Origin of the sequence: Luteolibacter rhizosphaerae (genome assembly GCF_025950095.1) — a bacterium.
In the GTDB taxonomy this organism is placed as follows: Bacteria; Verrucomicrobiota; Verrucomicrobiia; order Verrucomicrobiales; family Akkermansiaceae; genus Haloferula; species Haloferula rhizosphaerae.
The window spans coordinates 322,958-338,378 of sequence record NZ_JAPDDR010000002.1; the positions used below are offsets into that span (position 1 = coordinate 322,958).

At 63.7% G+C, this 15,421-nt stretch carries 9 protein-coding genes; 6 read left to right on the top strand and 3 right to left on the bottom strand.

All coding sequences use genetic code 11. The annotated features are described in order from the left end of the window. Window positions 1–36: 36 nt before the first annotated feature. Together OJ996_RS04400 and OJ996_RS04405 are read right to left on the bottom strand one after the other, a co-directional pair. Window positions 37–5,505, bottom strand: a complete 5,469-nt coding sequence (locus tag OJ996_RS04400) for a WGR domain-containing protein (RefSeq protein WP_264511595.1) — start codon at window positions 5,503–5,505, stop codon at window positions 37–39. Continuing rightward, complete coding sequence (locus tag OJ996_RS04405) at window positions 5,502–6,704, bottom strand: M48 family metalloprotease (protein WP_264511597.1); 1,203 nt, start codon at window positions 6,702–6,704, stop codon at window positions 5,502–5,504. Before OJ996_RS04405 ends, OJ996_RS04400 begins: the two co-directional genes overlap by 4 nt. 132 nt (window positions 6,705–6,836) lie before the next feature. On the opposite strand from OJ996_RS04405, the gene OJ996_RS04410 reads away from it, so the two are divergent. From OJ996_RS04410 to OJ996_RS04435, 6 genes are all read left to right on the top strand, one after another. Further along, window positions 6,837–7,460, top strand: coding sequence for a TetR/AcrR family transcriptional regulator (locus tag OJ996_RS04410; protein ID WP_264511599.1), 624 nt, complete (start codon window positions 6,837–6,839; stop codon window positions 7,458–7,460). Window positions 7,461–7,718: 258 nt separating this feature from the next. Continuing rightward, window positions 7,719–8,474, top strand: coding sequence for a glucose 1-dehydrogenase (locus OJ996_RS04415; protein WP_264511602.1), 756 nt, complete (start codon window positions 7,719–7,721; stop codon window positions 8,472–8,474). Between the two features lie 48 nt (window positions 8,475–8,522). Beyond that, window positions 8,523–9,743 carry an efflux RND transporter periplasmic adaptor subunit gene (locus tag OJ996_RS04420; protein WP_264511604.1) on the top strand — a complete coding sequence of 407 codons (1,221 nt, stop codon included), beginning with the start codon at window positions 8,523–8,525 and terminating at the stop codon, window positions 9,741–9,743. A gap of 99 nt (window positions 9,744–9,842) precedes the next feature. After that, window positions 9,843–13,007: an efflux RND transporter permease subunit gene (locus OJ996_RS04425; protein ID WP_264511605.1), complete on the top strand. Its 3,165-nt coding sequence runs from the start codon at window positions 9,843–9,845 to the stop codon at window positions 13,005–13,007. 32 nt (window positions 13,008–13,039) lie between these two features. Then, the gene (locus OJ996_RS04430; protein WP_264511607.1) at window positions 13,040–14,416 is read left to right on the top strand and encodes an efflux transporter outer membrane subunit; all 1,377 of its coding nucleotides are present in this window, start codon (window positions 13,040–13,042) and stop codon (window positions 14,414–14,416) included. Between the two features lie 21 nt (window positions 14,417–14,437). Continuing rightward, a complete protein-coding gene (locus OJ996_RS04435; RefSeq protein ID WP_264511609.1) occupies window positions 14,438–14,884 on the top strand; it encodes a DUF5069 domain-containing protein in 447 nt (148 codons plus the stop codon). A gap of 74 nt (window positions 14,885–14,958) precedes the next feature. On the opposite strand, the gene OJ996_RS04440 is transcribed toward OJ996_RS04435, so the two are convergent. Further along, window positions 14,959–15,381, bottom strand: coding sequence for an organic hydroperoxide resistance protein (locus tag OJ996_RS04440; protein ID WP_264511611.1), 423 nt, complete (start codon window positions 15,379–15,381; stop codon window positions 14,959–14,961). Window positions 15,382–15,421 lie beyond the last annotated feature (40 nt).

The window sequence follows — 15,421 nt, forward strand, 5'->3', positions numbered from 1 at the left end:
TGGCTCTCCCTTGTAGCGTCGAGAGCCCCAAGCTCATTACCCCTCCACCTCCACATACCCTTTCCCGGTCTTCTCCGCGATCAGCTTGTTCATCTCGCGCAGCGCCCGCGCCTCATCTGCAAAAGTCTTCGTCTGCGCCTGACCCTTCGTCCCGATCCTACCGAAGCGGATTACCAGCGAGGGACCCTCCTGAGCCACCGCCCAGAACTTCCGCGAGTTGCCTTCGGTGAACTCGAACCTTCTTCCTTCACCCGCAGCCACGGCCTCCACCGGAGCATCCGCACCCTGGGGCATCACCGCTTCCGGCTTCTTCACTTCTTCCTCCGCAGGCAGCTTCTCGATCTCTTCCTCCACCAACTCCGGAATCTCCTTTCGCAGCAACCGCTCGATCCGTTCCAGCACGGCTTCCGGATCGTGCCACCAGTCCTTCGCCACCACCGTCGCCACCTGCCAGCCGAAGGCCCGCAGGATCCCCGGCCGGGTGTGGAATCGCTCCAGCACCCCGGAGCTCCCGCCATCTTCCACCAGCACCGCCAGTTGATGCTTGTCGGCACCCGTGGCGCGCACCGCCACATCGCAGCGGAAGCGGCTCTGACCCACGCCCGTGTCCACCGTCCATCCGCGCCCGCGCAGCGCGCTCGCGATCTGACCCGCGATCAGGCCGCCACAGCTCTCCGTCGCTAGCGATTTCCGCTTCAGCGGGTTCAGTCCCTCCAGCACCTGCCGCGCCGCCGCGGGCTCGCCGCGCGAGAGGCTCTCCGCGTAGTGCAGGAAGTTCCGCAGCGCCCGCGCACCGTCGTTGTAGTCGTTCGTGATCTGCGCATGGCGGATGCTGCTCACCAGCACCATATGATGCCGCGCCCGGCTGAAGATCACGTTCAGCCGCTTCTCGCCGCCGCGCTGGTTGATCGGGCCGAAGTTCATCCGCATCTTCCCGTTCGGGTCCGGCGCGTAGCAGACCGACATCAGGATGATGTCCCGCTCGTCGCCCTGTACGTTCTCCAGATTCTTCACGAAGAGCCCGCAGAACTGGTCGTCTTCCTCGCGCACATACTCCGCCTCCAGCAGCGTGCCGAAGTTCGGGTCCTCCTCTGCCAGAGTCTCCAGTGCGGATTCGATCTCGCTCTGCTGCGCCTCGCTGAAGGCTGCCACGCCGATGCTCAGCTTGCTTTCGGAGAGCAGCAGCGCCCGCACCAGACGCGCCACCACCGCGGCCTCGGTCGGATTGCGCCGGTCTTCATAGGGCGCATTGCCGCAGCGCAGGTAGCTGATCGGGCGGGAGAGGATTGCCGGTAGCAGTTCGTCCGCCTCCAGCGGAGTCTCCGCCACCAGATCCCGGCTTTCGTGGATGGAAAGCTGGCGGTCCGGGATCGTATACAGCTCGCCGCCGTAGAAGGCCGCATTGCTGAAGCTGATCAGGGACTCGTAGCGGCTGCGGTAGTGCCAGGCCAGCAGCGTGCTCGGCAGGTTCCTCGCGCACTGGGTCAGGAAGCTATCCGCATCCATCAGCACGCTCACCGACTCGCCTTCCTCTTCCACCGTGATCTCGTCCTCGCCATCACCGCCACTGCTGCTGAAGAAGCTCGTCGGCGGGAGCTGCATCTCGTCGCCCACCACGATCACCTGCGGCGCGCGATACGCCGCGGGTACCGCATCCTCCACCGGGATCTGGCTCGCCTCGTCGAAGATCACCACGTCGAACAGCGCCACATCCAGCGGCAGTGCATCGGACACGGAGAGCGGGCTCATCAGCCAGATCGGCTTCAGGTCGCGCACCACTTCGCCGGTCTCGCCCGCCGCCAGGTCGCGGATCGATTTGTAGCGCATCGTCTTGCCGAACTCGTGCTCCAGCTCGCGCCGTCCCGCGCTGTAGGCCTTTTTGAAAACCTTCTGCTCCGGCGTCAGCACCGTGGCCGATTGGTTGGAGATCTGCACGTGCTCCACGAACCGCTTGCGCACCTGCGCGCGGATCCATCCGGCGTTGTGCTCCAGCCATTGGCGATGCGCCACCGCTAGCCGGTCGAGCTTCTGCTGCAGCACATGGCAGTCGAAGTGCTGCAGCATCCGGTCTTCGCGATACAGTTGCTCCAGACTTTTCCGCGCGCACGCGGCTTCCAGTTGCTCCGCGGTGAAGGAGAACTCGCGGACCGAGCGCCGCATCGCTTCAGGCGTGCCCGTCAGCTCGCGCAGCGCCGGGAGCAGCTCCGGCAGCGCATCCATCTCCTCGCGCATCTCCCGGATCGCCGCGGCCAGCATGGCCAGGCTGTTACCCTCGCCGCGGTAGATCAGCTCGCGTAGTTCCTTCTCCAGCACTTGGAATCCGGGTGCCAGCGCTGCCAGCGTCTTCACCAGCGCCGCACCGCGTTCGGAGGATAGCAGTTGTTGCCGCAGTGCGACCACCGCGGGCGCAGCCGCCGGATCAGCGAGGCGTGCCAGGTCCCCGTGCAGCGCATCGGGATTCTGCGTGGCGAATTCCTGCGAGCAGCGGTATTCCACCGCCGCATAGGCCGCCGCCGCCGCATGCTCCGCCGCCAGATCGGAAAGGACCTGCTCCCATGAGGGCGCCACCGCATGCTTGGAGAAATCGTAGCGGCTCGCCAGCACCTTGCGCAGGCGCCACCACGCCGGATTCAGGAACTTCAGGAAGCCTCGTACATTCGGCTCCAGCGCCCGGGCACTGGCCGTGTCCTCCGCCGTCAGCTTGTCGCGCCAGTTCACCGTCTTCGCCCGTGCGCCTTCGAGCTCCTGCCGCTTGTTGCGGAAATCCGCCGCCAGCTTGGTGAACTCCGCGAACCGCTGGCCGCTTCCGTCTAACAGGTCGAGCAGCCCGCGCTCCGCGATCGGCAGCAGCCGCTGCGCGAAGCCGAGCAGTTGCCCGATCTCTTCCAGCGTGTCCCAGTGCTCCACCGGCAGCCCGGTCTGCTGCAGCGCGTCGTCCAGATCATCCAGCCGGCGTTCGCAGTCGTCCATCCGTTCGGCCAGTCCGTCCAGCGGTGTATCGCGCTGGAGGATCGCTTCGCCCAGCCAGCGCAGCGGGTGCTTCGCAAATACGGGAGAGGCTCCCAGATCGTGCAGCACCTCGCTCAGTCGGATCACCGCATCGCCGTGCTGCTTCCATTCGTCGTAGCCGGGCAGCCGCTCTTCTTCCGCGGCGCTCAGTTCGGGGCAGGCGCTCCCGTCGTGCGTCCCGCGCAGTTCGATCAGCCGGTGCAGCAGTTCCTTCGCGCTGCTCGCGGATCCTGCGGGTGCGGTTTCGATTTGCGTGAGATACCGCTCCAGCGCCGTGATTTCGCCCTCCATGGCCCGCAGCGCCGCGTGGCGCTTGGCATCGCCCTCGCTTCCACCGTTCCCCGTGGCCAACCACTGCTCGTAGGTCTGCTTGAGGTTCAGAATGAACTCCTTCTTGTCCGTCTGCGAGTCGTGGATCAGGCAGCACAGCTCGTCCAGGCCCTGCTGTCGCAGGCGGTGGAAGACCACGTCGATCGCCGCCCGCTTCTCGCAGACGAAGAGCACCCGCTTGCCGCGTGCCGCATAGTCCGCGATCAGGTTGGTGATCGTCTGTGACTTGCCGGTCCCCGGCGGGCCCTGGATGATCAGGCTGTCGCCGCGCCGCGCCTTCGCGATCGCGCCCGTCTGGGTCGCATCCGCGGAGATGATGAGATGCTGGTCGGAAGGCGGCAGCAGCGGCGGCGCTTCCATCTCCACCGCCTTCGGCTCGATCGAGAAGATCCGGTCGAAGGCCGCGTTCGCCGTGTCGTGCTCGATCAGGTTCGCGTAGTCGCGCACCAGCGTCATCTTCCGGTAGTTGAAGTTCGCCAGCGTGATCGCGCAGAGGTCGAACTCCCAAGCGTAGGGATTTCCTTCCGCCTCTTCCACCAGCGTGAACATCGTCCGCTCGCTCACACCCGCCTCCGTAGGTGGCACCATGAAAGGCGTCCGCGGCCGTGGCGGTGCTCCGGCCAGTTCGCGCAGGGGCAGGGGAGAGGGCTGCACCAGCCTTTGGAACATCTGTAGGCCCAGCGGCCGGAAGTCGCTGCGGTCGTAGCTGTAGTCGATGCTCCCGGCCCGCTTCGCGCGCTTGGCGTGCCGCGCCATCCGGCGGCGGTACTGGTCCAGGCTCTGCCGCGCCCGCTGATGGATCAATTGGATCTTCGGCTTGTCCACCAAGCTCAGGGACACTCCCGGCTCCGTCTTCTGGATCAGCGCCCGCAGCTTCTCATGGAAGTCCTTCAGCGTGGTCTCGCGCAGATCGACCGTCGCCGGTAGGTCCAGATCGTAGAGCTGCTTGAGATGGTGGCGCAGCGCGGGGTTCACTTCCGCTTCGTTGCCCTGCGGCTCCAGCGTGTAGTGATCCTTCACGCCCTTGCGCTTCACCAGCTCCACCGGCAGCAGTAGCAGCGGGGAATGAATCCGCTCCTGCGGTGCCTCGCGCAGATTGTTCCAGCGCAGGAAGGTGATCACCAGCCGCAGTTGCGAGAAACCATACTCGGCCCGGCTCCGCCTCGCCTCGCTGATCAGCTTGTCCAGTTGTCCGGGCAGGTACGGGGTCTCCTCGGTCCGCAGCCACTTCTGCAGCGGCAGCGTGCGCCCGGCGCTCAGCTCGGCTGCCACTCCCTCGTGCCAGTAGAGCAGCTGCTCCGGCTGGATGTTCCGGTAGTCCAGCACCAGCGGCACGCTAGCGGTCGTCAGGTTCAGCGAGCCCTGCGAGCTCTTGAAGTAGATCAGCCGGTTGCGGCGGGAGATCTCGAACAACCGGTCGCGCAGGTGCGTCTGGATGATCTTCCGGCGTCCGCCCTTCGTGGCGGTTTCGAGGCCCGGCAGGCTCAGCACGTCGGTATCCAACGGTTGCTCGCGGTAGTTCTCGAGCTGCCGGATCAGCGTGGCCAGATCCTGCGAGCGCTTGCCGCGGTGCAGCTCCGTCATCTCCGTGATCAGCGCCGCGATCACCGGGTGCAGGCGCGGCGCGATCGAGAAGAGATTCTGCCGCGCATCGGCGAAGCGCTCCAGCTCGTCGCGTTCCGTGAAGTCGAGCCCGCAAGTCAGGCTCGCCAGGAGCAGGCCCAGCGAGTGGATGTCGGTGAGTTCATCGTGATGACCGATCACGTGTTCCCAGGCCACGTGTCCCGGCACGAACATCGGTCGCGTGATCTCCGCACCCACCGCCGCGACATCCAGATTCGTGACCTCCGTCCGGTGCTGTTCGTTGTCCGAGTCATAGCGCCGCTCGCCGATGACCTCCACGCCGCGGCCTACCGGGGCTTGGAGTTCGTAAACCTTCAGGGCCTTGTTAGAGGCTTCGATTCCTTCTGCGGATACGAAGCCCAACCTGCGGTCTTCATGGAGCACGATGTCTGAAAGGCCGCGTAGCGGCGCCACCCTGTCGGCTTCATGAATCGCCAGCGTCTCGCGCATCAGCGGTAGCACCGCGGCCAGCACGTCATCGGCCTCGAAGCCTCCTTGCGCGACGCCTTGTTCGAGGAAGCGGGTGAATGCGGACTCGTTCATGGCGTGGGATTCGTTGCGGCTTGGGCGAGGAGCGTTGCGGATTGTTCTTTCAGTCGCTTCAGGTCCTTCGCTTTCACTTTGAGTTCCTTCGTGGCCAGCTTTTCGAAGTGACCCAGGCTTTCCATCGCCCGTGACTGTTCGATCCCGGCGGCGACCGGTAGCTCGTCCAAGTCCGGATCCACCGCGCAGAAGTCCAGCATCACCTGACAGAGGTACTCGCGCCGCGCCTTCGAGAGATCTAACAGCTCGGTGAGTAGCGCTTCATCCGCCACCTCCGCGGGCTTGAAATCGGGAAAGAACAGCCGTGCATGCGCCAGCACCGCATCGCTGCGGAACCAAGCCGGGCGCAGGTGTTGTTCGAGGAAGCGCCGCGTCAGGGCGGTGAGGCGCACTTGCTGTGTCAGGTCGAGTTCGTCGAGCCCTTCGCCTTCTTCCAGCATCAGCGCCACTGCGGCATCGAGATCGGCTCCTTCCTCGACCCAGAGCTGCAGCGCCCTTGCCCGCATGAAGGTTTCAGGATGGGTCAGTTGCTCGGTCTTGGGCTTCGACTTGGAGAAGATCTCCGCTGCCTGCGAGAGGTAGCTCTTGCCGCTGACATGGGCCAAGCCGGTCGAGGTTTTCACCAGACTCGCCACGGCGGTCTCCAAGCAGCCGGTTGCCTGATAGCTGCCGCGGTCGGCGAAGAGTTCAGTCGCCAGGCTCCATAGCCGCGCACTCTGGATGTGGCTTGGTTCCGCCTGCGCGTGTGCCGCGGATTGGTGCAGGATCCGGTCCGCCAAGTAGTAAGCCCCGTCTCCCATTTGCCAGAGAAGGTAGTGCGCGAGCTCATGACCGATCACCGCCCTGAGCTCCATCCCGCTGAGCAGGGTCAGGATCGGCCCCGTGAAGATGAGATGCGCCTCGCCGGGAAGATAACAGATGGCGGCATTCGGATCGGTCCGCCCTTGGGCTTGGTAGGCGTGCACTTGGATCTCCGAAAGGCCCAAGGCTTCCTGCGCTGCCCGGATCTCGGCGAAGAGTTCCGGGTGGCCCTCCGCATCCATCCGGTAGGAATCCCGCAAGAGGGAGAGACGCACTTCTTCCGCATCCTGCGTCAGTCGCTCGGCGTCCGACTGCCAGGCCCAGACCTCGGGCTCCTTGCTCCGGATCCAGTCCACCAATGCTTGGTGCTGCGGCAGGGGAGATAGGGTCCGGCTCATCTTGCGGCGGATTCAAGCGGGCGTTCCTTGGCCCCTCAATCCTTCTTCGGCCTCGAGCTCCAATCGGACCTTGGCGAAGATTTTCGAACTTTCCCCTTGTTGTTTACCAAACGGTCAACTATCTATTCCGGCGTGGGACGCAAAAGTGACGCCAAGCAACGACTGCTCGACGCTGCTCTCAGTTTGATCTGGGAGAACAGCTACGGGGTCGTGACGATTGACGCCATCTGCGAGAAAGCCGGCGTGAAGAAGGGTAGCTTCTACTACTTCTTCGAATCGAAGTCGGATCTTGCGGTCGCGGCCCTTGATGAACTATGGCAGGTCGAGATCAAGCCGAAGTTCGACGCGATGTTCTCGGCCTCGAATCCGCCGCTTGAGCGCATCCGCCTCATGATGGAGTCCGCCTACGACTGCCAGAAGGAGATGCAGCAAGAATACGGCAAGATTATCGGTTGCGCCTGTTTCTCACTGGGTTCCGAAGTCTGCACCCAGAACGACCCGATCCGCCAGAAGGTTCAGGAAACCCTCTGCCGCAAGGTTCGCTACTTGGAATCCGCCATCCGCGATGCCCAAGCCGACGGTCTGGTCGCCGCCGGGGACCCCTTGATCAAGGCCAAAGCCCTCTACACGCTTTACGAAGGCAGCCTCACCGAGGCCCGCATTCAGAACAGCTTGGATCCGCTCCGCATCCTCCCTCAGATCGTCATGGATTTCCTTGGGGTTCCTGCCGCCGATGCCGCCCGCACGGGCTCCTGACCTCCCTTTTTTTGCCTTGTTTGTTTACTAAATAGTCAACTACAAATCCTTGATTCTCAGCGATGAACATCCGCAAAAGCACAGACATTTACAGACTTTTTGTCCGCCTCCGGCTGGTCACGTCCTCCCTCGTCGTCCCTACAAGGAGTTTATTGGCATTAAAGACCCGTTACTTCGGTCCGGTCGGCCATCCTTGAGTCCTTCCACGCATTTTTTTTGCCTCAAATATTTACCAAACAGTCAACTACCGCCTCCTCCATGAGCACGAATCAACTGATCGGAAAAGTAGCCGTCGTCACCGGAGCCTCCAAGGGCATCGGCGCCGCCATCGCCAAGGATCTCGCCGCCGCCGGCGCCTCCGTGGTGGTCAATTACGCCTCCAGCCGTGACGGTGCCGACCGCGTCGTCGCCGAAATCACCGGCGCCGGCGGCCGCGCCGTCGCCGTCCAAGCCGATCTCTCCAAGCCGGATCAAGTCGCCAGCCTCTTCGCCGCTACCAAGCGTGAGTTCGGCCGCGTCGACATCCTCGTGAACAACGCCGGCATCTATGAGTGGGCCCCGCTCGAGCAGATCACGCCGGAGAGCTTCCACCGGCAGTTCGACCTGAACGTCCTCGGACTCATTCTCGCAGTGAAGGAAGCCTCGCCCCTCTTCCCGGAGGAAGGCGGCAGCGTGATCAACATCAGCTCTACCGTTTCCACCGCCCGCTTCCCCGGCGGCACGGTCTACACCGCCACCAAGGGTGCGGTGGATGCCGTCACCCGCGTGCTGGCGGCCGAACTTGGCCCCCGCAAGATCCGGGTCAATTCGGTCAATCCCGGCATGGTCGATACCGAGGGTGCGCAGAGTGCCGGCTTCATCGGCAGCGACATGCAGAAGGGCATCGAGGCGATCACCCCGCTCGGCCGCATCGGCAAACCGGAAGATATCTCCGGAATCACTGTCTTCCTGGCCGGTCCCGAATCGTCGTGGATCACAGGAGAGAGCTTTTTCATCTCCGGCGGGATGCGCTGAGCACCCCGTCCTTCGCCTCACAGACTTACCATTCAGCGAACTACCTCCATGAGTACCCCGACAGACCAAGAAGGGGAGTTTCGTCTCCCCGACGCTCCGGAGCCTCCGGCTTCCAAGTTCCACGCCCGCCTGGCAATCATGTTGCTGGGCGTGGGTGCCGCCGCGGCAGGGCTCCATTTCGTGCCCAAGGCCTTGGCCAAGGAAGAGGCTGCGGTAACGGCGCCCGCGCACTTGCCGCAAGTGACCGTTGCCCCGGTCGAACAGCAGACCGTCACCGATCACCGCGAACTCCTCGGCCGGGTGGATGCCCGCGAAACGGTCGAGGTCCGCCCGAGGGTTTCCGGCCACATCGAAGAAGTCCGCCTGCAAGCCGGCCAGATCGTTGAGAAGGGTGACGTGCTCTTCGTGATCGACCCGCGCTACTATCAGGCCCAACTCGATTCCGCCGTCGCCGCGGTGGAGCGCGCGAAGGTCCGTGTCGGCATCGCCGAAAGCGAGGCCAAGCGCACCGCCAGCCTGGTCTCGGCCCGCGCCGTTTCGATCGAGGAATCCGAAACGCGCAACTCGCGTCTCGCCGAGGCCCGCACCGATCTCCAGTCCGCCGAAGCCGCCTTGGCCTCGGCCAAGCTGGACATGGAGCACACCAACGTGCGCTCGCCGATCCGCGGCAAGGTCAGCCGCGCCCTCGTGACCGCCGGAAACCTGGTTTCCGGCACTCCCGGTGGCGCGACCCTGCTGACCACCGTGGTCTCCGTGGGCGACGTGTATGTCTATGCGGACGCCGATGAAACCACCGCACTGACCTTCGATCGCATCCGTCGTGAAGGCGGGTTCGCCGCCGAGGACGGCAAGGTGGTGGTCGAGATGCAGGTCGGTGATGAGGACGGCTTCCCGCACCGCGGCTACATCGAGTCCACCGACAACCGCGTGGATCCCTCCACCGGCACCCTGGTGTATCGCATGGTCTTCCCGAATGCGGATGAGAAGCTGGTCCCCGGACTCTTCGCCCGCGTGCGCCTGCCCGTCAGTGCTCCGGCACCGACGCTGATGGTGAGCGAACGCGCGATCGGCACCAACCAGAGCCAGAAGTTCGTGCTGACCGTGGCCGCCGATAACACGGTGAACTACCGCAGCGTGAAGCTCGGCCCCGTGCTCAACGGCAAGCGAGTGATCCGCGAAGGCATCCAGAATGGTGACCGCGTGATCGTGAACGGTCTGCAGCGGGTGACCGCCGGCATGATCGTGGACCCCGCCGTGGCGGTGAACTGAGCCATTCACCGGACCCCTTAACTCCAACTGCCCGGAGCCTTGTGCTCCGGGCGGCCGGGGGCGCTTCGTCCCGATTCCGGCCGCCAACGAGTCCCTCCTATGAATTTCTCCGACTTCTTCATCAAACGCCCCATCTTCGCGGGCGTCCTATCCATCGTCATCTTCCTCATCGGCGCGATCGCCCTCTGGCGCCTGCCGGTGAGCGAATATCCCGAGGTGATTCCGCCGACCGTCGTGGTCCGCGCCAGTTATCCGGGTGCGAACCCGAAGACGATCGCCGAGACGGTATCCACTCCGCTCGAGCAAGCGATCAACGGGGTCGAGAACTCGATCTACATGTTCTCGCAGGCCACCAGCGATGGCGTGATGACCCTGACGGTCACCTTCAAGTTGGGCACCGATCCGGACATGGCCCAGGTGCAGGTGCAGAATCGAGTCTCACAAGCGCTTCCGAAATTGCCCGAGGAAGTCCGGCGCATCGGCGTGACCACCGTGAAGAGCTCGCCCGACCTCACCATGGTCGTGCACCTGCTCTCCCCGGACGGACGCTACGACGACATCTTCGTCCGCAACTACGCCACGCTCCAAGTGCGCGATGTCCTCACGCGCCTCCCCGGCGTCGGTCAGGTCCAGCTCTTCGGCTCCGGCGACTATGCGATGCGCATCTGGCTCGATCCGAATAAAGTGGCCTCTCGCGGCATGACCGCCGGCGATGTCGTCAATGCCATACGAGAGCAAAACATCCAGGTCGCTGCGGGATCCGTCGGGCAGCAGCCAAACCCGAACGCGACCGATACCGAGCTGCTCATCAATACCAAGGGCCGTCTCGTCACGGAGGAAGAGTTCGGCGAGATCGTTCTCAAGATCGGAGCACGAGGTGAACGCACCCTGCTGCGCGATGTCGCGCGCATCGAACTCGGTGCCTCGGAGTACGCGCTGCGCTCGCTGCTGAGCAACAAGACCGCCGTCGCCATCCCGATCTTCCAGCTCCCGGGTTCAAACTCGATCGCCCTCTCCGACTCCGTCCGCGAGACGATGGAAAGGCTCAAGAAGGACTTCCCGGAAGGCCTCGATTACAAGATCGCCTACGATCCCACCGTCTTCGTCCGCCACTCGATCAAGGCCGTCGTGCACACCTTGCTCGAGGCGATCGCGCTCGTGGTGCTCGTGGTCATCATTTTCCTGCAGACCTGGCGCGCCTCGATCATTCCGCTCGCCGCCGTTCCGGTATCGCTCGTCGGCACCTTCGCGGTGATGAGCATGCTCGGCTTCTCGATCAATGCGCTATCCCTCTTCGGGTTGGTGCTCGCCATCGGTATCGTGGTTGATGACGCCATCGTGGTAGTTGAAAACGTCGAGCGAAACATCGCGCTCGGCTATTCGCCATTCGAGGCCACCAAACGCGCGATGCGCGAAGTGACCGGTCCCATCGTGGCGACCGCCCTCGTGCTCTCCGCGGTGTTCATTCCTACCGCCTTCATCAGCGGCTTGAGCGGCCAGTTCTACAAGCAGTTCGCCCTCACCATCGCGATCTCCACGGTCATCTCGGCCTTCAACTCGCTCACGCTCTCGCCGGCCCTCAGCGCCCTGCTCCTACGTGATCACCACGCACCGAAGGACTGGCTGTCGAAGGCGATGGACAAGGCCTTCGGCTGGTTCTTCCGTCCTTTCAACCGCTTCTTCGAGTGGTCGTCTAACAAATACTCGAATGGCGTGAACCGCTTGGTCCGCCGCGGTGCGATCGCGATGATCGTCTATGGCGGCCTCGTCTTCCTCACCTACACGACCTTCAAGAAGGTTCCTTCCGGCTTCGTGCCGGAGCAGGACAAGCAGTATCTCGTCGCCTTCGCCCAGCTCCCCGATGGCGCCTCGCTGGAGCGCACGGATGAAGTCGTGCGCAAGATGGGCGAGATCATGCTCAAGCATCCCGGAGTCGCGGACTCCATCGCCTTCCCCGGCCTCTCGATCAACGGCTTCACCAATAGCCCGAACGCAGGCATCGCCTTCGTCGGTCTGAAGTCCTTCGAGGAGCGGAAAGGCAAGGGCATGTCGGGCAAGGAAATCGCCGCGCAGTTGCAGGCAGAGTTCAACGGGATCCAAGGCGCTTTCGTCGCCATCTTCCCGCCGCCGCCCGTCAATGGCCTCGGCACCACCGGGGGCTTCAAACTCTACGTGGAAGACCGCGCCGGCCTCGGTTACGACGAACTCTACAACTCGACCCAGGCTCTGATCGCGAAGGCGAACCAGACTCCCGGACTCGCCGGCGTCTTCTCGGGCTTCACGGTGAATACCCCGCAGCTCGAAGCCGATGTTGATCGCGCCAAGGCGAAGCAGCAGGGGATCCCGCTGGGCAATATCTTCGAGACCATGCAGGTGAATCTCGGCTCGCTTTATGTGAACGACTTCAACCGCTTCGGCCGCACCTACCAAGTGGTCGCTCAGGCGGACTCGGAGTTCCGCACCAGCGCGGAGGACATCGCCCGCTTGAAGACCCGCAACGACAAGGGCCAAATGGTCCCGCTAGGCTCGGTGCTCGACGTGAAGGAAACTTACGGGCCCGAACGCGCGATGCGCTACAACGGCTACCCCGCTGCCGAGATCAACGGCGGCCCCGCCCCCGGCTTCAGTTCGGGCCAAGCCGAGGCGCTTATGGAAAAGGTGGCGAAGGAAACCCTGCCGAAAGGCGTCGCCATGGAATGGACCGACCTCACCTATCAGCGCATTCTAGCCGGGAACACGGGCGTCCTGATCTTCCCGCTCAGCATCCTGCTCGTCTTCCTCGTGCTGGCCGCGCAGTATGAAAGCTTCCGCCTGCCCTTCGCGGTGCTGCTCATCGTCCCGATGGCTCTGCTCTCGGCGATGGCAGGCGTGTGGTTCACCGATGGCGATAACAATATCTTCACCCAGATCGGTCTCATCGTGCTGATCGGTCTCGCGGCGAAGAATGCGATCCTCATCGTCGAGTTCGCCGTGAAGCTCCGTGAGGAAGGGAAGGGCGTCATCGAGTCCGCCGTGGAGGCAGCCCGTCTGCGCCTGCGCCCGATCCTGATGACCTCGATCGCCTTCATCGCGGGAGTATATCCGCTGGTCGCGGCCAGCGGTGCCGGTGCCGAGATGCGCCAGGCCATGGGCGTCGCCGTCTTCTCCGGCATGATCGGTGTCACGATCTTCGGGCTCTTCTTCACCCCGATCTTCTACGTCCTGCTGGAGCGCATCGGCGCCAAGCCCAAACCCGAACCTGCCCCGATTGCGATCGAGAACTAAGCAGCGCATCGCAATCACCAACCGATCCAAGCATGAAAACTTCCCGTCTCTTCCTGCTCACCGCAGCGCTCTTCAGCTCCTGCTCCTTCGTGCCCACGCTCGATAAGCCGGGTGTGGAAGTCGTTCCTGTCAGTTTCTCGGGTCATGGCGGAGGCTCCGTCTCCGCCTCGCTCGACTGGCGCTCCTTCTTCACCGATCCGCGGCTCAAGAAGCTGGTCGGCAACGCGCTGGAGAACAATCGCGACCTCCGCGTCGCCGCGCTGAATGTCGAGCAGTCGCGTGCTCAGTACGGCATCTCCCGTAGCGCGCTCTTCCCTTCCGTCGATTTGTCCGCCACCGGCTCAAGACGGCGGACACCGGGCTCGACCGTCTCCGGGGGGACGGCGGTCGAGTCCCGGAACTACGACGTCTCGGTGGGTGTCACGTCCTACGAGCTCGACCTCTTCGGTCGCGTTCGCAGCCTGAATCAAGCTGCGCTCGAGCGCTATCTGGCCAGTGATGCCGCGCGCCTCGGCGTGCAGATCTCACTCGTGGCAGAGGTGGCCAGCCAGTACTTCGCCGAGCGCGCTCTGCTGGAGCAAATCGAACTCTCCGAGCAAACCCTCGCCTCGGTCAGCCAGACCTACGACCTCACCAAGACACGCCTGAATGCCGGCGATGTCTCGGAGCTTGATGCCCGTTCAGTGGAGATCCAGGTCCAGACCGCGAAAGCGAATCTCGCGGCCTATCGCCAGCAACTCGCGGTCACGCACAATGCGCTCGTCTTCCTGACCGGCGCATCGATCGATGGCCTGCCCGCAGGTCGCAGCCTGGAGCAGGGCCTCGTGGCGGATCTCCGCTCCGGCGTGCCCTCGGATCTCTTGGTCCGTCGCCCGGACATCCTCGAGTCCGAGCATGAACTCCACGCGGCGAATGCCGATATCGGAGCTGCCCGTGCCGCCTTCTTCCCGCGCATCACCCTCACCGGTAGCGCCGGCACCGCGAGCCGCAGCCTCGGCGATCTATTCCAGAGCGGCTCCAGCGCATGGGCCTTCACGCCGCAGATCAGCGTGCCCATCTTCGATGGCGGATTCAACAAGGCCAACCTCGATGCCGCACAGGTCCGCAAGCAGATCGAGGTCGCACGCTACGAGAAGGCCATTCAAACCGGCTTCCGTGAAGTCTCGGACGGCCTCGTGGCCCGCACCGGCATCAATAGCCAGATCGCCGCCATCGAAGGCCTCGTCGAGGCTCAGCAGCGCCGCTTCGATCTCGCCAATGCCCGCTACACGCAGGGCGTGGACAGTTACTTCGAAGTGCTGGATGCCCACCAGGAGCTCTACTCCGCGCGGCAGTCCTTGATCCAGGTCCGCCTCGCCCGCCTCACCAACACCGTAGGCCTCTACAAGGCCCTCGGCGGCGGTTGGTGATCCTTGCTCTAACAAAAACGTATGAACCAGACCGATCTCACCCTCCGTCCGCCCCGTAGCGTTCGCGCCCGTCTCGGCCGCTATGTCCTGCTGCCGCGCCTGCTCGACAAGTGCCGCGCCACCCTCGCCGGCAAGAATGGAGAGTATCACTACGCCTGCCCGCTCGATCAGCACTTCTTCAAGTTCACCGGCATCGATCCGGAAGCGCTCAAGGCGGAGGTGGCTACCGGCAAGGGCGATGGCGAGATCCTCGAGTGGATCGAAGCGAATGCCACCAAGCCGCGCGAGCAATGGGAGATCGATCAATGGAGCCGTTTTCAGGAAACCCGCCCCGTGGATAGCGATGTGGAAACCCTTTCATGGTTCCTGGAAATCGTGGGCAAGCTGAGCAAGACCCGCGAGGACATCCGCACCATCGCGGATTACCTCGATGTTGATGACTACGTCAGCTTCGGCGGCATCGCCTGAAGTTTTCAGGGTAGTTGGAGGAAATAAGAAAGGGGCGCGGCCGTGATGGCCGCGCCCCTTTCATTTTGAAATCCTCAAGCAATCTTCGTCGTCACCGGGATGTTGCCCTTTGTCGCGTTCGAGTAGGGGCAGACCACGTGGGCCTTCTCCACCAGCTCCTGTACCTTGGCGGGATCCAGTCCGGGAACCCTGATGGTCAGCTCCACTTCCAATCCGAAGCCACCGCCATCATCCCGCGGGCCGATGCCGACCTTCGCGGTCACGTTGGCTTCGGCCGGTACGTGAATCTTCTCCTTGCCCGCCACGAATTTGAAGGCGCCGAGGAAGCAGGCCGAATATCCGGCGGCGAAAAGCTGCTCCGGGTTCGTGCCCGGGCCACCGGCGCCGCCGAGTTCCTTCGGTGTGGAGAGCGTCACGGCGAGCACGCCGTCCGCGGACTTGGAGCTTCCTTCGCGGCCGCCGGTGGAGGTGGCTTGGGTCGTGTATAGAATGTTCATCGCGTCCCGGATTTACCGCCGATTTCTTTCCGCGCAAGCG

Coding starts and splice junctions, on each gene's coding strand:
- OJ996_RS04415 (WP_264511602.1), top strand. CDS start 7,719: ATGAGCACGAATCAACTGATCGGAAAAGTAGCCGTCGTCACCGGAGCC.
- OJ996_RS04435 (WP_264511609.1), top strand. CDS start 14,438: ATGAACCAGACCGATCTCACCCTCCGTCCGCCCCGTAGCGTTCGCGCC.
- OJ996_RS04405 (WP_264511597.1), bottom strand. CDS start 6,704: ATGAGCCGGACCCTATCTCCCCTGCCGCAGCACCAAGCATTGGTGGAC.
- OJ996_RS04440 (WP_264511611.1), bottom strand. CDS start 15,381: ATGAACATTCTATACACGACCCAAGCCACCTCCACCGGCGGCCGCGAA.
- OJ996_RS04400 (WP_264511595.1), bottom strand. CDS start 5,505: ATGAACGAGTCCGCATTCACCCGCTTCCTCGAACAAGGCGTCGCGCAA.
- OJ996_RS04430 (WP_264511607.1), top strand. CDS start 13,040: ATGAAAACTTCCCGTCTCTTCCTGCTCACCGCAGCGCTCTTCAGCTCC.
- OJ996_RS04425 (WP_264511605.1), top strand. CDS start 9,843: ATGAATTTCTCCGACTTCTTCATCAAACGCCCCATCTTCGCGGGCGTC.
- OJ996_RS04420 (WP_264511604.1), top strand. CDS start 8,523: ATGAGTACCCCGACAGACCAAGAAGGGGAGTTTCGTCTCCCCGACGCT.